An 18044-nucleotide genomic window follows, 5' to 3' on the forward strand; every position below is an offset into this window, starting at 1 on the left:
CTGGTTGTGGTCTTGGGAACCGACGTTGTCGTATGGGGAGGGTGTCGATGTCGATGCGTCCAAAGGGGCCTGGGGAGATCCCGGCGGAGACAGTACGGGTGGCGCGGGCCGCGTTCCCGAAAGGGAGTCTGGCGATCCGGGTCAGGGACGAGCTGGGAGTGTTGTTCCGCGATGAGGAGTTCGCGGACCTGTTCCCGTCGCGTGGGAAGCCGGCTTGGTCACCGGGCCGGTTGGTGCTCGTGCTGGTGTTGCAGTTCGTGGAAGGGCTCACCGACCGGCAAGCCGCGGAGGCGGTGCGGGCGAGGATTGACTTCAAGTACGCCCTCGGGCCGGAACTCGATGATCCCGGGTTCGACTTCTCGGTGCTGTCGGAGTTCCGGGACCGGCTGGTCGGGGCGGAGGCCGGGCGGCGTGTGCTGGACGGTGTCCTGGTCGCGTCCCGGGAGAAGGGGCTGCTCAAGACTGTCGGCCGGGCACGATCGACTGGGACCACCAGAAGGTCACGTGTCCTGGCGGCAAGACCAACGTCAACTGGAGCACCCGTCGCTCCCAGCAGGGACTGCCGGTGCTCCGTGTGCTGTTCTCCAAGACAGACTGCAGTCCCTGCCCCTTGCGGAGTGAGTGCACCAACTCGCCCATCGCTCCACGTCGTGAACTACGCCTGCGTCATCGCGAGGAACACCATGCCCTCCACGCGGCGAGGGCCGAGCAGCAGACCGAGGAATGGAAGGAGCGCTACCAGGTCCGCGCAGGGGTCGAAGGGGCCATCTCCCAAGGCGTGGGGCCCTGCGGCCTGCGCAGATCCCGCTACCGGGGCTTGGCCAAGACCAGCCTCCAACACCAACTCACCGGAGCCGCCATCAACCTCGCCCGCATCGACGCCCACCTCACCGGCCCGCGCCGAGCCTCCACCCGCACCAGCCACTTCGCAGCACTCCGCCCCGCTGGATGAGATCCAGCGGGGCGGAATTAGCCAACAGCGTCGGGCTTCCGGTCGGGCCACCGGGCCTCGTCGTGCGTGCGGGTCCGCGCCGTGCGCTCAGCCCAGATCGGCGGGCGCCGGCTCCGGGGCCCGGTCCCCCACCGGAGCCGGGGCGGCCCGGCGGGCCAGGGCCGCGACGACGACCGCGGCGGCGGCGATCGCGGCGGCCCCGAGGAGGGTGCCGTGCAGGCCGGTGGTGACGGCGGTGCGGACGGCCTCCGCGGCCTGCGCCGGGAGGTGGTCCACGGCGGCGGGGGTCAGACCGTCGGCGGTCGGACCGGCGGCGTCCGCGCCGGGCCCGCCGGAGAGGGAGGACGACAGCCGGGCGGTGTAGACCGCACCGAGGGCGGCCATGCCCAGCGAGCCGCCGATCGTCCGGAACAGCATCACCGAGCCCATCGCGGCCCCCATGTCGCGCGGCGGCACCGCCGCCATGGTGGCCAGCAGGGTGCTCTGCATGACCAGCCCGATCCCGGCCCCGGGGACGACGGTGAGCGCCGAGGCGAGCAGCTGCGGGGTGTCCGTGCCGAGGGTGAGCAGCAGCAGGGTGCCGGCCAGCGCGACGGCGCTGCCGAGCAGCGGGTGGTGACGCCCGCTGCCGCCCCGGGCCATCAGCCGGGCGGTGACGAGCTGGGCGCCGATCATCCCGAGCATCAGCGGCACCAGCAGCAGCCCGCCGGTGGTCGGGGAGGCGCCCTGGACGAACTGCAGGTACTGGGGCAGGTAGCCGACCAGGACGAGCATCAGCCCGCCGAGCAGGAAGCCGAGCACCAGGGCCTCGGTGACGGCGCGGTGGCGGAACAGCGCGGGCGGGATCAGCGGTTCGACGGCCCGCCGCTCGACCCGGACGAACCGGGCCAGCGCCACCACCGCGACCGCGGCGGCGCCGAGCACCTGCGGCGAGGTCCAGCCGTACGCGGTGCCGCCCCAGCTGCCGACCAGGGTGAGCGCCAGGACCCCGCCGGTCAGCAGGCCGACGCCGGCCCAGTCGATCCGCGCCCCGGTCCGGCGGTCGGTGTCCGGCAGCCGGACACCGACCGCGACTGCGGCGAGGGCGAACACCCCGACCGGCACGTTGACGTAGAAGGCCCAGCGCCAGCTGAGGTGGTCGGTGAGGAACCCTCCGAGCAGGGGCCCGCCGACGAACGCGACCGGCATCAGCACACCGATCACCGACTGCACCCGCCCCCGCCCCTCGGCCGGTACCAGCACCCCGACGACCGCGAGCGCGCCGACCATCAGTCCGCCCGCACCCACCCCCTGGAGGGCCCGGAAGGCGATCAGCTGCTCCATCGACCGGGCGAGCCCGACGAGCACCGAGCCGGCCAGGAACAGCACCACCGCCCCCTGGTACGCGCCCTTCCGCCCGTACAGGTCGCCGAGCTTGCCCCAGAGCGGGGTGGCGGCGGCGGAGGTGAGCAGGTACGCGGTCACCGCCCAGGAGAGATGGTCGAGCCCGCCGAGATCGCCCACCATCGTGGGCAGCGCGGTCGAGACGATCTGGCCGTCCAGCGCGCCGAGGAAGATCCCGAGCATCAGCCCGATCACTCCCAGCCAGGGAAACCGCTCCATGGTTCCGCCCCCTCGTCCTCGTCCCCTCCTCGTCCCGGCCCTCAGCCGGTGAACGGCCGGACGCGCTTGGCGTCGCGCAGCGCCTGGGCCCACCAGGTCAGCTGGTCGAGCAGGGTCTTGGCGGCGGCGTCGGCGGCCGGGTCGACGGCCTTGCCGTCGGTGTCGAACCGCTCCCAGGCACCGTGGAAGCTGACGGTGTTGCGGATGGTCACGGCGTTCAGCTCGGCCAGGACGATGCGCAGCGCCTCGACGGCGCGCAGGCCGCCGGAGATCCCGCCGTACGACACGAAGGCGACCGGCTTGGCGTGGAACTCGTGGTTGTGCCAGTCGAGGGCGTTCTTCAGCGGCGCGGGGTAGCTGTGGTTGTACTCGGGCGTGACGATCACGAAGGCGTCGGCGGCGGCCAGCCGGGGGGAGACGGCGGCGAGCAGTTCCTCCGTCCCGGGCGCGGCCTGGCCCCCGAAGTCCGGCAGCTCGGCGGGCAGCGGGGTTTCGAGCAGGTCGACGACGTCGACCTCCAGATCGCCCCGGGCGTCGAGGTGCTCGCGCAGCCAGCCGGTGACGACCGGCGCGAAGCGTCCGCCCCGGGTGGAGCCGACGATGACGGCGACGCGGAGCTGTTCGACGGTGGTGGACGGGCTCGCGGACATGGGGATCCCCCTCGATGTGTACAACGTATCGCTGATGGATACAACGTACACATCGACGCGTACAACGTCTACTGCTGATACGTTGTACACATCGGCCGCCGTCACCCGGAGCCACCGACCCCCGGCCCCCGGCGGCCGACCCCACCGGAAGGAGCCGCCCATGACCCCGCCCGAGCCCCCTCCCGAGGACGCCGCCGCGGAGCAGCCCCCCGCCTCACTCTGGGAACGCCTCGACCGCCCGGCCCCCACCCCCCGGAACGCGCTCACCCCGCACCGGATCGCCGCGGCCGCGGTCGCCCTCGCCGACAGCGAGGGCCTGGACGCCGTCACCATGCGCCGCCTCGCCACCACACTGGGCGTCGCCCCGATGGCCGCCTACCGGTACGTCTCCGGCAAGGACGAACTCCTGGAGCTGATGGTCGACTCCGTCTACGCCGAGCTCCCCCTGGACCGCTCCGGCACGGACTGGCGCGCCACCATGCGCGCCCTCGCCCTCGCCCTCCGCGCGATGAACCTCGCCCACCCGTGGACCTCCCGGGCAGGCACCTTCGCCCTCACCCCGCACCAGCTCGCCGTCCCCGAGCACGCCTTCGCCGCCCTGGCCGAACACGGCCTGGACTCCGACACCACGATGGCCGTCTTCCGCACCGTGACCGACTACGTGCGCGGCTCGGTCGCCACCGAGGTCGCCCTGCAGACCCTGCAGCACGAGAAGGGCTGGCCGGACGGCGACGCGGCCCGCGCCGCCCTCGCCCCCCGGATGACCTGGCTGATGTCCACCGGCCGCTACCCCGCCTACCACCGCTACCTCTCCGAGGCCACCCGCAAGGACGACCGCGACTGGCAGTTCGAGACCGGCCTCGACTGCGTCCTGGACGGCGTCGCGGCCCGCCTCGGCATCATCTGACCCGTACGTCGGCCCGCTCAGCGCCGAGCCCGGGCCCGCCGGTCCGCCGGGCCCGGACGGGAGCGGGCTCGGGCCCCCCGTCCGGGCCCGTCCCTCCGGTGGCCCCGAGGCCCCGTCTACTTCAGGATCGACCGGGGCACGTCGGTGGCCCGGGTGAACACCGAGACCGGGATCTGGGTGTCGCAGTACTTGTTGCCGGTCGAGACGACGCCGATCACCACGCCGTCCACGACGAGCGGCCCGCCGGAGTCGCCCTTGCAGATGCTGTCGGTCGTCCCGGGCCCAGGCATGCCGCAGACCTTCAGCAGCGGCGAGGTCTCCGCGTCGGCGTACGGGAAGCAGTCGACCGGCGCCGCGAGCCTGAGCACCGCCTGCTTCAGGTGCGTGCCCGGCTGCCCGTCACCGGTGCGGCCGTAGCCGTACACGGTGGCCGTGCGGCCGTACCGGTAGAGCTTCTCGTCGCCCTTCCCCGCCACCCGGACCGTCCGCTGCTGGAGCGGCCGGTCGAGGGTGAGCACCGCCGAGTCGTGGGCCAGGGCGGAGGTGAAGCGGGGGTCGACCTTGAAGCTCTTCACCCGCCGCTCCTGGCCGCCGGTGCCGGTGAGGTCGGTCCGGCCCGCGATCACCCGCAGGGTGGTCGGGTCGTCGGCCTCGGTGACGCAGTGGCCGGCCGTGAGGACCTTGGTCGGGGCGATCAGGGCGCCGGTGCACCACTGCTGACCGTCGGCCGTCTCCAGGGCGATCACGAACGGGTGCGCCCTGGTCGTCGTGTCCGACCCGCCGTGGACGGCGGCGGCGGGTGTGGCGGCAACCGCCAGGAGCCCGGCGGCGGCCAGCAGGACGGCGAGCGGGCGCCGGCCGGTGCGGGCGGCGGGGGCGTCGGTGCGGTGGGGGGTGGCGGTGCGGTGCGGGCGGCGGTTCGGGATGCGCATGCGGGGTGCTCCTCTTTCGTTCGGGTTCACGGGGTGGGACGCCGGGCGGTTCGCCCGGGTCGGTTCGCTTCGGCGGGGCGGCGTCGCCGCCCGCCCGGTCACTGCCGGAGGGCCTCGGCCTCGGTCGACCGCCACAGGCCGGACGAGGGGGCGTGGACGAAGGACGTGGTGCGGACGGTCACCGTGGCGCCGTCGTCGAGCGCGACGGTGAGCGCCGTCGAGGTGGCGCCGCTGCCCGGGGCGCCCTCACCGACCAGCGTGACCGCTTCGTATCCCGCCTGTCCGGGCATCAGGACATTCGGCCCGCCGCCGATGCCGCCGGGAACGGCGGCCTTGATCCCGCCCGCGAAGGTGACGACCCCGACCAGGCCCAGATCGCACGGGGCGGTCCCGGTGTTGCGGGCGGTGAGCAGCAGGCGCCCGGCCGGGCGGGAGACGGGCTTCGCCGTGACGGCGAGCTGCCCGGGCTTGCAGCTCGGTACCCGGTCGGGCACGGCTGCGGGGGTGGCGGGTCGGGCTGCCGGGGGCGCGGGTCGCGGCACGGCGGGTGCGGTCTTGCCCGGCGTGGAGGGGGACGGAAGGGGCGCGCCGCCCTGTGCGCCCGCCCCTCCACCGCCGGCCCCGGCGGGAGCAGCGGACACGGCGGACACGGCGGGCACTGCGGAAGCGGCGGGAGCAGCGGCCGACGCCGGAGGGGCGGGCGGAGCCGAGGCGGCCGGGGGCGCCGGGACAGCGGCCGGTGCGTCCACAGCTCCCGCCGTGGCCGTGGCGTTCGGCGTGACCGCGGAGTGCGGGGCGGTCGCCGCGGCGGTCGTCCCGCCGGCCGGTCGACCGCCGGAGCACCCGGTGAGGGCGACCGCGCCGAGGACGGCCAGGGTGCACGGGAGCAGGATGCGGTGGACGGTCACGGGTGGGTCCTCTTCTCCGCCGGAGGGCGTCGACCGGTCGGGCGGATCCGCTCGACCGGGGCGTCGGTCTGCCGCCGGACCGCAGACTCGCCCGGGTCCTGTCCCGGCCGCCAGAGCTGCCGGGCGATTCGGGACGCCGGAACGCCTACGGGTACCGTGAGCTGCGCGTTCGGCGGGGCCTGGAACGCCGTCACGGGACAAGGGGGCACCGGATGAGTGTCGAGACGGAGCGGTTCGCGGAGCTGCTGAGGGAGCTGAAGGACCGTTCGGGGCGCAGCTACGGCACGCTCGCCGCCCGGCTGCACGTCAGCACCTCCACCCTGCACCGCTACTGCAACGGCGCGGCCGTACCCAACGAGTACGCGCCGGTGGAGCGGCTGGCCCGGGTCTGCGGGGCGAGCACCGACGAGCTGGTCGAGCTGCACCGCCGGTGGATCCTGGCGGACGCGTCCCGCCGCCGGGATCCCGTAGCCCCGGCCGCCCGGCCGGTGCCCGCGCCGGTTCCGCAGCCACCGCCTGAACCGAAGCCGCAGTCGCAGCCCGAGCCGGAGACCGGGCAGGCGGCTCTGCCGGAGTCGCCGTCCGCGCCCGGGCCCGGCGGAGGTCCGCAGCCTCCGGCGGTCCGACCGGCCTCCGCCCCGAGCAGCCAGGAGGCTCCGAGTCAGGACGCTCCTGGCCCGGACGAGCGGGCCGGGGACGAGCCCCCACAGGAGCCCCGACGCCGCCGACGCGTCGCCCGGATCCTGCTGAGCGCAGCCGCCGTGGCCGTCGTGGCCGCGCTGGTCCCGGTGGTCGTCCTGTCCGGACGGTCCGGGACCCCTGCGGCGGGCCCCGGACCGTCGGCAGCCGCCGTCCCTCCGGCCGACCCGGCGGGGACGCCCCCGCCCACCACGGCCCCGCCGTCCACACCCGCGCCCGCGCAGACGCCCACGCCCACGCCGACGCCCACCGAGGACGACGCGCCGCCCTTCCACGTGAACGTGCTGACCGACAACTGGGGCAGCCCCTGCGGCCAGTGGTTCCTGTCCGCCCAGCCGCCCGGCACGACGCCCGCGCCGCCGGGAGGCCGGCGGACGGACTCCTGGGCAGCCTCCCAGCACGCCGTCCCCGGCGGGCACCTGCGGCTGCAGCTGACCGCGCAGGGTTCCGAGGACAAGCCCGTCGTCCTGCACGCCCTCTACGTGCAGGTGGTCGGCACCCGCCCGGCGCCCAGGTGGAACGCCTACACCATGGGCTCGGGCTGCGGCGGCGGCCTCACCCCGGCGGCCTTCGCCGTCGACCTGGACGCGGCCGCGCCCCGGCCGGTGCCCGTCCCGGCGACGGAGGGCAACACGAGGGGAAAGTCCTCCGACTTCCCGTACCGGGTCTCGTCCACCGACCCGCAGGTGCTGAACGTCGACGCGTCGACGGCCGGCCAGGACGTCAGCTGGTACCTGGAGGTGGTGTGGAGCAGCGGCGACCGCCAGGGCACCCTCACCGTCAACGACCACGGCAAGCCCTTCCGCACGGTCGGCCTGCGCGGTGCCCCCGGCTACTTCTGGGCCGACGGCACCCGTGGCTGGACCCGCACGCCCACCGACGACTGAGCCCGGTGGGAGCAGGGCACCGGACGGGACCGGCCTGCCACCCCCGTCCCCGCTCCCCCTCCGCTCCGTCAGCCCCCTCCGCTCCGTCCACCCTCTCCGCTCCGTCAGCCCCTCCGCTCCGTCCGTGACTGTCGGACCTCCCTGGTTGAGTGCCGCCATGACCACCGGTGCACGCCTGCTCCCCGCCATGCCGCTCGACGACTTCTGGGCGATCGTCGAGACCGCCGCCGCCCGGGCCTCGGCGGAGCGGCCGTTCGCCGGCCGGCTCGCCGCGCTGCTCGCCTCCCGGCCCCGCCCGGAGATCGCCGCGTTCGAGCGGCGGTTCGGCGAGCTGCACGGGGCGCTGTACCGGTGGGACGTGTGGGGCGCGGCCTACGTCATCGGCGGCGGCTGCTCCGACGACGCGTTCACGGACTTCCGCGCCGGGGTGATCTCGCTCGGCCGGGACTGGTACGAGCGCGTGCTCGCCTCCCCCGACAGCCTCGCCGGGCACCCGGTGGCGCGCGGCAGCGACCCGGAGGAGCTGGAGGAGCTGCTCTTCGACGAGGAGGCCAACTACGCGGCGCACCGCGCGTTCGAGCGGACCCCCGGCGAGGAGGACTGGGACGCGCTGACCGCCGGCGGACCGCCCTCCGGGCGCACCGCACCCGACATGGGCGAGGGGTTCGACTTCGACGACGGGGACGAGGTCGGCCGCAGGCTCCCCGGCCTGGCCGCACTGTTCCTGGCCTAGGGTCCGCCCTCGGACCGCCGCCGTCCGCCGTCCGCCTGGCACCGCCCGCCCACCGGCCGTTCCCTGCGGCGACCGAACGATCGCCGGGAAGCGGCCTAACGGTGCGCGGGGCTGGGCAGGCTCGGTCGGACGTCGGGTCGACGACGGTCGCAGAACGAGCTGAGGAGCCGGCGATGGCCGCAGTGCACGAATCCGTACTCGACGCGATCGGCGGGACACCGCTGATCCGTCTCGCCCGACTCGGCGCCGGACTCGCCGCGCCGGTCTACGCGAAGGTCGAGTTCCTCGGCATCGGCGGCAGCGTCAAGGACCGCGCCGCGCTGTCCATGGTGCTGGCCGCCGAGCGGGAGGGCCTGTTGAAGCCCGGCGGGACGATCGTCGAGGCGACCTCCGGCAACACCGGCATCGGCCTGGCGCTCATCGGGCAACAGCGCGGGTACCGGGTGATCGTGGGGGTGGCCGACAAGGCCGCGCCGGAGAAGTCGGACATCCTGCGGGCGTACGGCGCGGAGGTGGTGCTCGCGCCGACCGTCCTGCCGCTGGAGGACCCGGCGCACCTGTTCAACGTCGTCCGGCGGCTCGCCGAGGAGATTCCCGGAGCCTGGTTCGCCAACCAGTACGACAACCCGGCGAATCCCGACGCCCATGTGCGGACCACCGGGCCGGAGGTCTGGGAGCAGACCGGCGGCCGGGTGACCCACTTCGTCGCGGGGGTCGGCACCGGCGGCACCATCACCGGTACCGGGGAGTACCTCAAGGAGGTCTCGGGCGGCGCGGTGACCGTCGTCGGCGCCGACCCCGAGTCCTCGGTCTACGGAGGCGGGGACGGCAGCCCGTACTTCGTCGAGAGCATCGGCCACTTCGTCCACCCCGCCACCGCCGAGGACCGCTGGCCGGCGGCCTACCGGCCGGACGTCGCGGACTCCTTCGAACGCATCCCGGACCGCGAGTCGCTGCTGACGGTGCGCAGACTCGCCCGCGAGGAGGGCATCCTGGCCGGACCGTCGTCCGGCACGGCGGTGGCGGCGGCCCTGCGGGTGGCACGGCGGCTGGGCCCGGACGACCTGGTCGTGGTGCTGCTGCCGGACTCGGGCCGCTCGTACCTGTCCAAGGTGCACAGCGACGCGTGGATGCGGGAGTGGGGCTTCCTGGAGGAGCCGGACGGCCTGCGGCCGCTCCTGGCCGGTGCCGGGCCGCTGGTCACGGTCGACGCCGCGGCGACGGTCGGCGAGGCGACGCGGGCGCTGCGCGCGGTACCGGACGGCGTGGCCCCGGCCGTCCTGGCACGGGCGACGCGCCCGTACGGGGTGAGCGTGATGGAGGTGGTCGGCTCGGTGTCCCGGGAGGTGCTGGCGGCGGCGCTCGCGGACGGCACCGCCAAGCCGGACGCCCCCTTGGGCGCACTGATCGGGCCGGCGCTGCCGACGGTGGGCGTCGGGCAGTCGGCGGCCGAGGCCCGCGCGGCGCTGGGGGAGGCGCATCCGGGCGTGCTGGTCCTGGTGGACGGCCGGGCGGCCGGGGTGCTGCCGAGGTCGGCCCTCGGCAGCGGATAGGACGGGCCCGGCGCGGACCGCCCGGTCGCGGCCGGGTCCCCGGTCAGCGGACGACGTCGAACACGTTCTTCTGCAGGCCGTTGGGGTAGGCCTCGTGCTCGACCAGCTTCAGCTTCTGGACGTCCTTGTCGGTGGCGCTGAACAGCCGCTTCCCGGCGCCGAGCAGGAGCGGGAAGACCAGCAGGTGGTAGCGGTCGATCAGACCGGCGTCGGAGAGGCTCCGGGTCAGGGAGGCACTGCCGTGGATGATGATCGGTCCGCCCTCGGTCTCCTTGAGCGCGGCCACGTCGTCGACCGAGCGCAGGATCGTGGTCTCGCCCCAGCCGGTGACCAGGCCGTCCTCGGTGAGCGTGGTCGAGACGACGTACTTCGGCATCACCTTGTACTCGGCGAAGTCCGCCATGTCCGGCCACACCGCGCTGAACGCCTCGTAGCTGGTCCGGCCCAGCAGCATCGCGGCGGCCTCCTGCTGCTCCCGGCCCTTGATCTCGAATGCCTCGGGGAGGAACTCGACGTCCTTGAAGGTCCAGCCGGAGTTCCGGTATCCGGGCTCGCCGCCCGGAGCCTCGACGACGCCGTCGAGCGAGATGAAGGCGGTGCTGATCAGGGTTCGCATCTGAACGTCCTCGGTGACTCGTGTCCGCTTCCCGGCATGTCCGACCGGTGCGCCCCGACGGCGTCGGCGGCCGCCGGCTTACCGGTCATGATCTATGACTGCCGATCAGGGACGAAGTCATCGGTCCGCACGGTGTTTCTTCGCCGGGAGCCTTCGCCGGGAGCCTTCGCCGGATTCGCGGACCGGCGCCGGGCGGTCCGCCCGTCCCGGCATGCCGGGCGCGTCCGGGCGCGTCCGGGCTCGTCCGGGCGCGTCCGGGCCGCCCTCAACCGGGAACCGGCGCACAGACGTTGATCGGCCCGCCGCCTAGACTGCCCGGAAGGGCGGACGGAGGGGGTGGGGCGGGGTGTCGACGGCACGGGACTGGGCGTTCTACCAAGGCGTCGACGGATCGGCGCCGGTGCAGAAGGAACTGCAGAAGGCCGATCTCGCCCCGCACGAGCGCGCCCGGCTGTTCGTCCTGCTGAACCGCGTCAAGGAGCGGCAGACGCTGCCGGGCGACGTCAAGGACCTGGGCGACGACCTGCTGGAGGTGCGCCTCACCGGCGACCACCGCACCTTCCGCCTGCTCTACGCGGAGGAGTCGGGGGGCCTCGTCCTGCTCGCCCTGTCGTTCTTCCAGAAGAAGTCCCAGAAGACCCCGTCGAACGAGCGCGGCACCGCCTCGAAACGGCTCCGGGAGTGGCGGCGGAGGTCACCGAACGGATGAGTTCCCGGTTCTCGGTATCGGTTTTGGGCGATACTGTGGGAGCACTCGGAGGGGAGGCGGCCATGGCATCGACACTGCATGATCTTCTCGGCATCGACCCGGACGATCCCCGCACCGCAGCCGCACTGGACGACGCGACGGCCTACGCCGAGCTGATCGAGACCCTGGTGGTGGCCCGCCGGAAGTGCGGGCTGACCCAGCGCGACGTGGCGGAGCTGATGGGCACCTCCCAGTCGACGGTCTCCGAGTTCGAGCGCGCCGGCGGCGACGCCCGCTACTCGACGCTCCAGCGCTACGCCCGGGCCGTCGGCGCCCGGCTCCACACGCTGGTCGACCACACCTCCGCCGACCTGACGCCGGTCTGGACGCCCGCGCCCGTCGAGGTGCGGGTGCAGGTCCGGGTGGCGACCCGCGAGGGCGCTCGACGGCCCCGGACGACGGTCTGGACGGACGGCGACGCCCGGTCGGTGACCGTCTGATGACGCCGCCCGCCGCCCGCCGCCCGGTCCGGCGGTTCGGGAGCTTCCAGGAGCTCGCCGAGGCCGCCCAGCTGGACGACGTCGTCTTCCTGGAGGTGGGCGGGAGGCGGCTGTTCGACCGGCCGGAGCCCCGGCCGGAGGAAGAGCTGCGCACCGCGCTGTCGGTCTGGCTCCGGCAGGGCGACGACGGCGCCACCCTGGAGGTGCGCTGCCGGCTGGAGCTGGCCGCCGCCCAGGCGGACTTCGTCGTCGACGCGGTGGCGGCGTTCTCGCTCGGCGGGCCGTTCGAGCTGGGGGCCGAGGCGCAGCAGTGGTTCGTCGACCAGATCGGCGTGACGGTGCTCTACCCGTACCTCCGGGAGTCGGTGCACAGCACGGCCGCCAAGCTGGGAATCGACACCCCGCTGCTCTCGGTGCGCAGCACGTGGCCGTCGGCACATCCCGCACACGCCGCACACACGGGTCATTCCGGCCGTGAATAGCTCCGATCGTGAATAATCTCAGGCGCCAGCGTGAACCTATGCAAATTCCCAAGGTGAACTAAGTTACAAACCTTGCAATCGAAGCCACTCGGTTTGCCCACATGCTGAGATCCGTGCGATAGTCGACATGTCCGACGGCGGGCGACGACAACCCGCCGCGGGCACACCGAGACCACGGCTGGCCCGACCTGGCGCAGCCGTCGCCCATCGCGCGGCACGCACCCCCTTGGCCGGCGCGATGACCTGCACGGGCCCCCAGCCACCGGACCACGGTGAATCGGGGGCCCTGCGTGTTTCCCGGGCCCGTTCGAGCCGCCGGGGCCGTTCGAGCCCCCGGTCCGTTCAGACCGCGGCCCTCAGTGCCGCTCGCGCACCTTCAGCTCGAACCAGACGCCCTTGCCGCGCGGCATCAGGTCGGCGCCCCAGCGGTCCGCCAGGTCGTCGACCACCTTGAGTCCGCGCCCGCGCTCGTTGATCGGCAGCGGCTCGGCCAGGATCATGCACGGCAGCGCCCGCGACGAGTCCCGCACCTCGACCCGGAGCCAGCCGGGTTTCCGCGACACCTGGAGTCCGATGGTGCGCCCGGCGGCATGCCGCACCGCGTTGGCCACCAGCTCGCTGGTCAGTAACTCGCCGACCTCCAGCTGCTGGTGCAGCTCCCAGGTCTCCAGCACCGAGAGCACCAGCCGGCGCGCCACCGGGCCGGACTCCGGCCGGGAAGGCAACCGCACCTCGCCGGACGCCGACTGGTCGCACAGCCTGCCGACGTACATCCGCTCCAGCTCCTCCGAGCTGAGCCGCTCCAGGGCCGCCAGCGCGTCCTGGAAGCACGCCCACGACGCGTCAGCAATCAAGCTGGACGCGAGAAGTGATGACTGATCTGTTTCGCCCCAACCCGCCATGCGGTCCATCATTGCGGAACGCAAGCGGCCGCGTACGGACAATGACCAAACGATCACTACCCGCCGGGCATATGCCGCGAGCAACCCGGGTCCGGCGGACGTCAAGCCCGGGTTGCCGCGTACCGCCTCCTACCAGGCACTCCAGTCCAGGTTCCAGCCGCTGAGGCCATTGTCCGGGGCGACCTGACCGCGCGAGGAATTCTTCACCGACACGACGTCCCCGATCAGCGAGCCGTCGTAGAACGTGCCCGCCGAGGTGCCCGCACCGCCGCCCTTGACGTCCTTCAGGCCCACGCAACCGTGGCTGACGTTGTCGGCGCCGAAGGCGTTGCTCCAGTAGTTCCCGTGCACGTACGTACCGGAGTCGGTGAGCCGCATGGAGTGCGGCACCTGCAGGTCGTAGGGGTCGCCGGTCATACCGGGCATGCTGCTGGACTGCATCCGCACCACGCCCTCCTTCGACATGACGACCATGGTGCCGTTCCAGGTCGGGTGCTCGGGCGAGCCGGAGGTGATGTCGACGACCGAGCTCTGGCCGTCCTGGACCACCGTCATCCGGTGGGACTTGGCGTCAACCGTCGAGACGCGGGATCGCCCGATAGTGAAGGGCTCGTCCCGGTCGACACCCCCGTAGACGCCCGCGGCGATCTCCACGCTCTTCAGCCGGTACTGGACCGTGACCTTGGTCCCCGGCGTCCAGTACTTCTCCGGACGGAAGTCCAGCCGGCGGTTGCCGAACCAGTGGCCCTTCACCACGGTGCCGTTGTCGGTCTTGAAGGTGATGCCCTTCGCGACCGCCTCCTTGTTCTTGACGTCCTTGTCGAAGGTCACCGAGACGATCATGCCGACGCCGTAGGTGGCGTCGTCGACGATGTTGTCGCCGGCCTTCGCCTCGCGCTCCGGCGTCAACGTGCTGAAGCTGCTGTCCGCCGACGCGACCACGCCGCCGGCGTCCACCGCGAGCGCGCTGACCTGGTACGCGGTGCCGACCGCCAGCGGACCGGACGGGCTCCAGCTCGACCCGTCGGCGGCGATGACACCGGCCACCTCCTTGCCGGCCCGGTCGTTCACCTTCACGGTGGTGAGCCTCCCGCCGGCCACCGCGACCTTGAGCGCGCCGTCCGGGGCGACGTCCACGGACCCGCTCTTCGGCTGGACGTCCACCACCGCCTGCGAGACCTTCGGCGTGGCGCTCGGCGTCCCGGTGCCCGGCGCAGCCGCACCCGGCGTCCCCGTGCCCGCCGGGGCGGCCCCGGCGTCCGGACCGCCCGAGGCCGGAGCCGCCGCCGACGAGGCCCCCGCGGCCCCGCCGACACCCAGCTCGGCCCTGGCCGCGCTCCCGTCCCCCCCACCGCCGCCACAGGCGCTGGTCAGCACCAGCGCACCGCCGACCAGACCGGCGGCCACCATCCTGCGTATCGACCTCACCGTCGCTCCCTCCCTCGGTCCCGCGCGCGCGACCCCGCCCCGGTGCCGGGGTGTCGGGGGACCCGACAGATACACGCGGCAGCCACCGGAAAGGTTGCGCCGTTCGGGGGGCGATCGGCCCGGAAAACACGACCGGCCCGACCCCAACGAGTGAGGATCGGGCCGGTCGGTTGCCGAACCGGGACTGCACCAGTCTACCGGCGGGTAGGAGCTACCAGTTGGGCCAGAGGATGTTCCAGCCGCTCAGCCCGTTGTCGGGGGCGACGGTCTTCTCCTTGGAGTTCTTCACGGTGATGACGTCACCGATGATCGAGTCGTTGAAGAACTTGCCGGCCACCGAGGTGTCGCTGCCGCCCTTCTCGTCCTGCATCGAGATGCAGCCGTGACTGGCGTTGCTCTTCCCGAACGGGTTGGCCCAGTAGTTGCCGTGCACGAAGGTGCCGGAGGTGGTCAGCCGCATCGCGTGCGGCACGTCCGGGATGTCGTACTCGCCGCCGAGACCGACGGTCTGCGAGTTCATCCGGGTGACCTTCTCCTTGCTGGAGACCACCATGGTGCCGTTCCAGGACGGGTTCTTCTCGTCCCCGAGGGTCACCGGCACGGTGTGGCTCACGCCGTCCCGGGTCACCGTCATCTGGTGCGAGGCCGAGTCCGCCACGGAGACCTGCGCGCGGCCGATGACGAAGGGCTCGTCCTTCTCGACGTCGCCGTAGACGCCGGGGGCCACCTCGACGTTCTTCAGCCGGTACTTGATGGTCACCTTGGTGCCCGGCGTCCAGTACTTCTCGGGGCGGAAGTCCACCCGGCGGTTGCCGAACCAGTGGCCCTTCACCTCGGTGCCGTTGTTGGTCTCGAAGGAGATGCCCTTGAGGACCTCGGCCTTGTTCTTGATGTCCTTGTTGAAGACCACCGAGACGATCATGCCGACGCCGTAGGTGGCGTTGTCGGCGATGTTGTCGTTGGTGGAGACCTTCTTGTCCGGCGTCAGTGTGGTGAACGAGGTGGTGGACGCGGCCACCAGGCCCTCGGCGTCCGCGGCCTGCGCGTTCACCTTGTACGCCATGCCGACGGCCAGCGCGCCGGCCGGCTTCCAGCCCAGGCCGTCCGGGGTGATGGCGCCCGCGACGGGCTTGCCCTCCTTGTCGGTCACCTCGACCGTGGTGAGCTTGCCGTTGGCCACCGACACCTGGAGCGCGTTGGTCGGCGCGACGTCCTGGGCGCCGTCCTTGGGCTCGACGGTCAGCACCGCCGTCGAGGTCTTCGGCGCCGTCGAGGTCTGCGCGGGCGACGGCGTCCCGCCGTTGCCGCCGGCCCCGCCGTCGGCGCCGGCCGTCGCGGCAGCGTCGCCTCCCCCGGTCGCCTTGTCACCGCCGCTCTTGTCGTCGTTGCAGGCCGCAGTGAGCAGCAGCACCCCGCCCATCGCCAGCGCCACCGCACTGCGACGCAGACGGCGGCTGGTGGTGGTACGTATCGCGGCGTCGGCCGCCCTAACCGGCTTCACGGTTTCTCCCCTCCCGGTGTCCACCCTGATGGACGCGCTTCCGCCCGGGTGGGTTGCACCGGACCGGTGATCTTCCGCGCCGGGCTTCGGCGCGGCAAGCAGGATAGCTCGGCCGAACGGGTGAACCCCGGGGAGGATCCCGGTGAATACGGGTGAATGCGGGTGAAGATCCCCTGCACGGGATCGCCACACGTGGCCGGGCGCCGTCGACGGCCTTCGGCCCGACGGCCCGCGGGTCCGTGACCTACGGGTCGGTGACCGGCGCCCCGGACAGCGAGGGCCCCGCGGACCGGCTCGCCGGACGGCTCGCGGCGGGAGACGCGAAGGGGCTCACGGACGGGCTCACGGACGGACCGGCCGCCGGGGCCGACGACGGGCCGGTCGGCGCACCGGTCACCCCGGCCGCACCGGTCGGCACGCCCGCGACAGGGGACGGCCCGGCGGAAGGGGCGGCCGCGGCACCGGAGGGGCTCGCGGAGAACTGGAGGGCGCTTCCCGCCACCCACTGCGCCCAGGGCAGGTTCCAGCCGTTCAGTCCGTTGCTCGGCGGGACGGTGTCCCCCGTCGATGCCTTCACCTCCAGCACGTCCCCCGGGACGGTGTGCTCGAACAGCCAGCCCGCCGGGCTCTCCTTGCTGGCGCCGCCCTTCACGTCCGCCAGCCCGATACAGCCGTGGCTGGTGTTCGCGGTACCGAACACCCCCGGGTTCGCCCAGTAGTTGCCGTGCACGAACGTGCCCGAGTTGGTCAGCCGCATCGCGTGCGGCACGTCCTTGATGTCGTACTCGTCGCCCATCCCGACCGTCTGCGAGTTCATCCTCGTCACCCGGTACTTCTCCGACACCACCAGCACGCCCCGGTAGGTCGTGTGCTTGGCGTCGCCGCCGGACACCTTGAGCGTGCGCACCACCTTGCCGCCCTGGCCGGCCCGGACGGTGAGGGTGTGGGCGTCCAGGTCCACGGTGGAGACCTGCGCCCGGCCGATCGTGAACCGGACGTCCTTCGTCTGGGTGCCGAACTCGCCCGGCGCGCCCTGCACGTCCTTCAACCGCAGCGCCACCGACACCCTGGTCCCCGCCGCCCAGTAGGCCTTGGGCCGGAAGTCCAGGCGCTGGCCGCCGAACCAGTGCGCGGCCACCTCCACCGGCGGGTCCGCGGTCACCACCACCGCGCGCTCCACCGCCGCCCGGTCGGTGATCGTCCTGCTGAACCGCAGCGAGACCGGCATGCCGACGCCCACCGTCGAACCGTCCTCGGGCGTGAAGAACGCCACGAAGGTGTGCGCCCGGGCCATCGTCGAGAAGTCGGAGTGCTGGGCGGCCTTCTGGCCCTGGTCGTCCTCGGCCACCGCGTCCAGGGTGAAGGCGGTGGCCAGCGGGAGCGGGCCGGACGGCGCCCAGCTCGTGCCGTCCTCGGCGATCGCGCCCGCCACCTCGTTGCCCCGGGTGTCCGCCAGCCGGACGGAGACCAGTCGGCCCTGGGCGACGGTCACCCGGGCCGGGCCCTCCGGCGGGACGTTCTGGGCGTTGTCGGCGGGCAGCGCGGTGATCACCGCGCGGGACACGGGCGGCGGACCCCCCGCGCCCGGCGGGGCGGCGTCGCCGCTCGGGGTCCTCGGTGCACCGCCGCCCGAGCAACCGGCCAGCACGACCAGGCAGCACCACGACGCCGCCGCCCGCCGCGCCCACATCAGTCCTCGGGGCCGCATACCCGGGGCCTCCCGCCGTTTCCGTCCGATACCTCCCACAACGAGGGCAATCCCGGCGGGACACGCGGACACGCCGGAGAATCCCACCCCGGTGGCCGAGAGCACCCCGAGCCTTGACGCCGGGCATGTGGAACGACCGACGTGTCTGCCTCCTCCCCGCGCCTCCCGGTGAGGGCCGACCCGCTTCCCCCACGGAAAGTCGGCCTCGCCGACTTCCCGGTCCGCTGTCGTGGGCGGATGCCGGGATTCCGTGCTCCGGCTCCTACGCCTCCTCCTCTTCGAGGACGCGGCGTTCGACGCCGATCTTCGCGTGCTCGAACCCGTCCTCCTCGACGAGGACCGGGCGGCCTCCGAGAGGGGTCCCGACGGATACGCGCGCAGGGCTCGTGGACGCGG

The 18044-nt window shown here is 73.3% G+C and carries 16 protein-coding genes and 1 pseudogene; 8 read left to right on the forward strand and 9 right to left on the reverse strand.

From position 1 onward, the window contains the following. The first annotated feature begins 47 nt into the window (after positions 1–47). Positions 48–952, forward strand: a pseudogene (locus tag PUR61_RS31765) (transposase). Between the two features lie 87 nt (positions 953–1039). On the opposite strand, the gene PUR61_RS31770 reads toward PUR61_RS31765, so the two are convergent. After that, positions 1040–2554 carry an MDR family MFS transporter gene (locus tag PUR61_RS31770; protein WP_329882955.1) on the reverse strand — a complete coding sequence of 505 codons (1515 nt, stop codon included), beginning with the start codon at positions 2552–2554 and terminating at the stop codon, positions 1040–1042. 41 nt (positions 2555–2595) lie between these two features. Continuing rightward, on the reverse strand, positions 2596–3204 hold the full coding sequence (locus PUR61_RS31775) for an NADPH-dependent FMN reductase (RefSeq protein ID WP_329882956.1): 609 nt from the start codon (positions 3202–3204) through the stop codon (positions 2596–2598). A 160-nt stretch (positions 3205–3364) separates the two neighbouring features. On the opposite strand from PUR61_RS31775, the gene PUR61_RS31780 reads away from it, so the two are divergent. Further along, positions 3365–4111: a TetR/AcrR family transcriptional regulator gene (locus tag PUR61_RS31780; protein WP_329882957.1), complete on the forward strand. Its 747-nt coding sequence runs from the start codon at positions 3365–3367 to the stop codon at positions 4109–4111. 116 nt (positions 4112–4227) lie between these two features. Here the strand turns inward: PUR61_RS31780 and PUR61_RS31785 are convergent, their stop codons facing one another. Both PUR61_RS31785 and PUR61_RS31790 read right to left on the reverse strand, forming a co-directional pair. Next, positions 4228–5043: a S1 family peptidase gene (locus PUR61_RS31785; protein WP_329882958.1), complete on the reverse strand. Its 816-nt coding sequence runs from the start codon at positions 5041–5043 to the stop codon at positions 4228–4230. Between the two features lie 98 nt (positions 5044–5141). After that, positions 5142–5951, reverse strand: a complete 810-nt coding sequence (locus PUR61_RS31790; protein ID WP_329882959.1) for a hypothetical protein — start codon at positions 5949–5951, stop codon at positions 5142–5144. A 212-nt stretch (positions 5952–6163) separates the two neighbouring features. Between PUR61_RS31790 and PUR61_RS31795 the strand changes: the two genes are divergently transcribed. From PUR61_RS31795 to PUR61_RS31805, 3 genes are all read left to right on the forward strand, one after another. Then, positions 6164–7537 (forward strand): helix-turn-helix domain-containing protein, encoded by a 1374-nt coding sequence (locus tag PUR61_RS31795; RefSeq protein WP_329882960.1) that lies wholly within the window; start codon positions 6164–6166, stop codon positions 7535–7537. Between the two features lie 157 nt (positions 7538–7694). After that, a complete protein-coding gene (locus PUR61_RS31800; RefSeq protein ID WP_329882961.1) occupies positions 7695–8270 on the forward strand; it encodes a DUF4240 domain-containing protein in 576 nt (191 codons plus the stop codon). Between the two features lie 173 nt (positions 8271–8443). Further along, positions 8444–9823 (forward strand): pyridoxal-phosphate dependent enzyme, encoded by a 1380-nt coding sequence (locus tag PUR61_RS31805; protein ID WP_329882962.1) that lies wholly within the window; start codon positions 8444–8446, stop codon positions 9821–9823. 43 nt (positions 9824–9866) lie between these two features. On the opposite strand, the gene PUR61_RS31810 is transcribed toward PUR61_RS31805, so the two are convergent. Beyond that, positions 9867–10439: a dihydrofolate reductase family protein gene (locus PUR61_RS31810; RefSeq protein WP_329882963.1), complete on the reverse strand. Its 573-nt coding sequence runs from the start codon at positions 10437–10439 to the stop codon at positions 9867–9869. 346 nt (positions 10440–10785) lie between these two features. On the opposite strand from PUR61_RS31810, the gene PUR61_RS31815 reads away from it, so the two are divergent. The 3 genes from PUR61_RS31815 (at position 10786) to PUR61_RS31825 (ending at position 12109) form a co-directional block, all read left to right on the forward strand. After that, positions 10786–11148 carry a type II toxin-antitoxin system RelE/ParE family toxin gene (locus PUR61_RS31815; protein ID WP_329882964.1) on the forward strand — a complete coding sequence of 121 codons (363 nt, stop codon included), beginning with the start codon at positions 10786–10788 and terminating at the stop codon, positions 11146–11148. A gap of 62 nt (positions 11149–11210) precedes the next feature. Continuing rightward, entirely contained in the window at positions 11211–11627 is a 417-nt protein-coding gene (locus PUR61_RS31820; RefSeq protein WP_329882965.1) for a helix-turn-helix domain-containing protein, read from the forward strand. Next, positions 11627–12109, forward strand: coding sequence for a hypothetical protein (locus PUR61_RS31825; protein WP_329882966.1), 483 nt, complete (start codon positions 11627–11629; stop codon positions 12107–12109). Before PUR61_RS31820 ends, PUR61_RS31825 begins: the two co-directional genes overlap by 1 nt. Positions 12110–12465: 356 nt before the next feature. Here PUR61_RS31825 and PUR61_RS31830 read toward each other — a convergent pair whose 3' ends face one another. The 4 genes from PUR61_RS31830 to PUR61_RS31845 form a co-directional block, all read right to left on the reverse strand. Then, a complete protein-coding gene (locus tag PUR61_RS31830; RefSeq protein WP_329882967.1) occupies positions 12466–12963 on the reverse strand; it encodes an ATP-binding protein in 498 nt (165 codons plus the stop codon). Between the two features lie 177 nt (positions 12964–13140). Beyond that, positions 13141–14439: a L,D-transpeptidase gene (locus tag PUR61_RS31835; RefSeq protein ID WP_329882968.1), complete on the reverse strand. Its 1299-nt coding sequence runs from the start codon at positions 14437–14439 to the stop codon at positions 13141–13143. A 211-nt stretch (positions 14440–14650) separates the two neighbouring features. Then, positions 14651–15940 (reverse strand): L,D-transpeptidase, encoded by a 1290-nt coding sequence (locus PUR61_RS31840; protein WP_329882969.1) that lies wholly within the window; start codon positions 15938–15940, stop codon positions 14651–14653. Positions 15941–16184: 244 nt separating this feature from the next. Then, entirely contained in the window at positions 16185–17504 is a 1320-nt protein-coding gene (locus PUR61_RS31845) for a L,D-transpeptidase (RefSeq protein WP_329882970.1), read from the reverse strand. Positions 17505–18044: the final 540 nt, after the last annotated feature.

It is taken from the genome of Streptomyces sp. BE20, from assembly GCF_036322525.1.
GTDB lineage: Bacteria > Actinomycetota > Actinomycetes > Streptomycetales > Streptomycetaceae > Kitasatospora.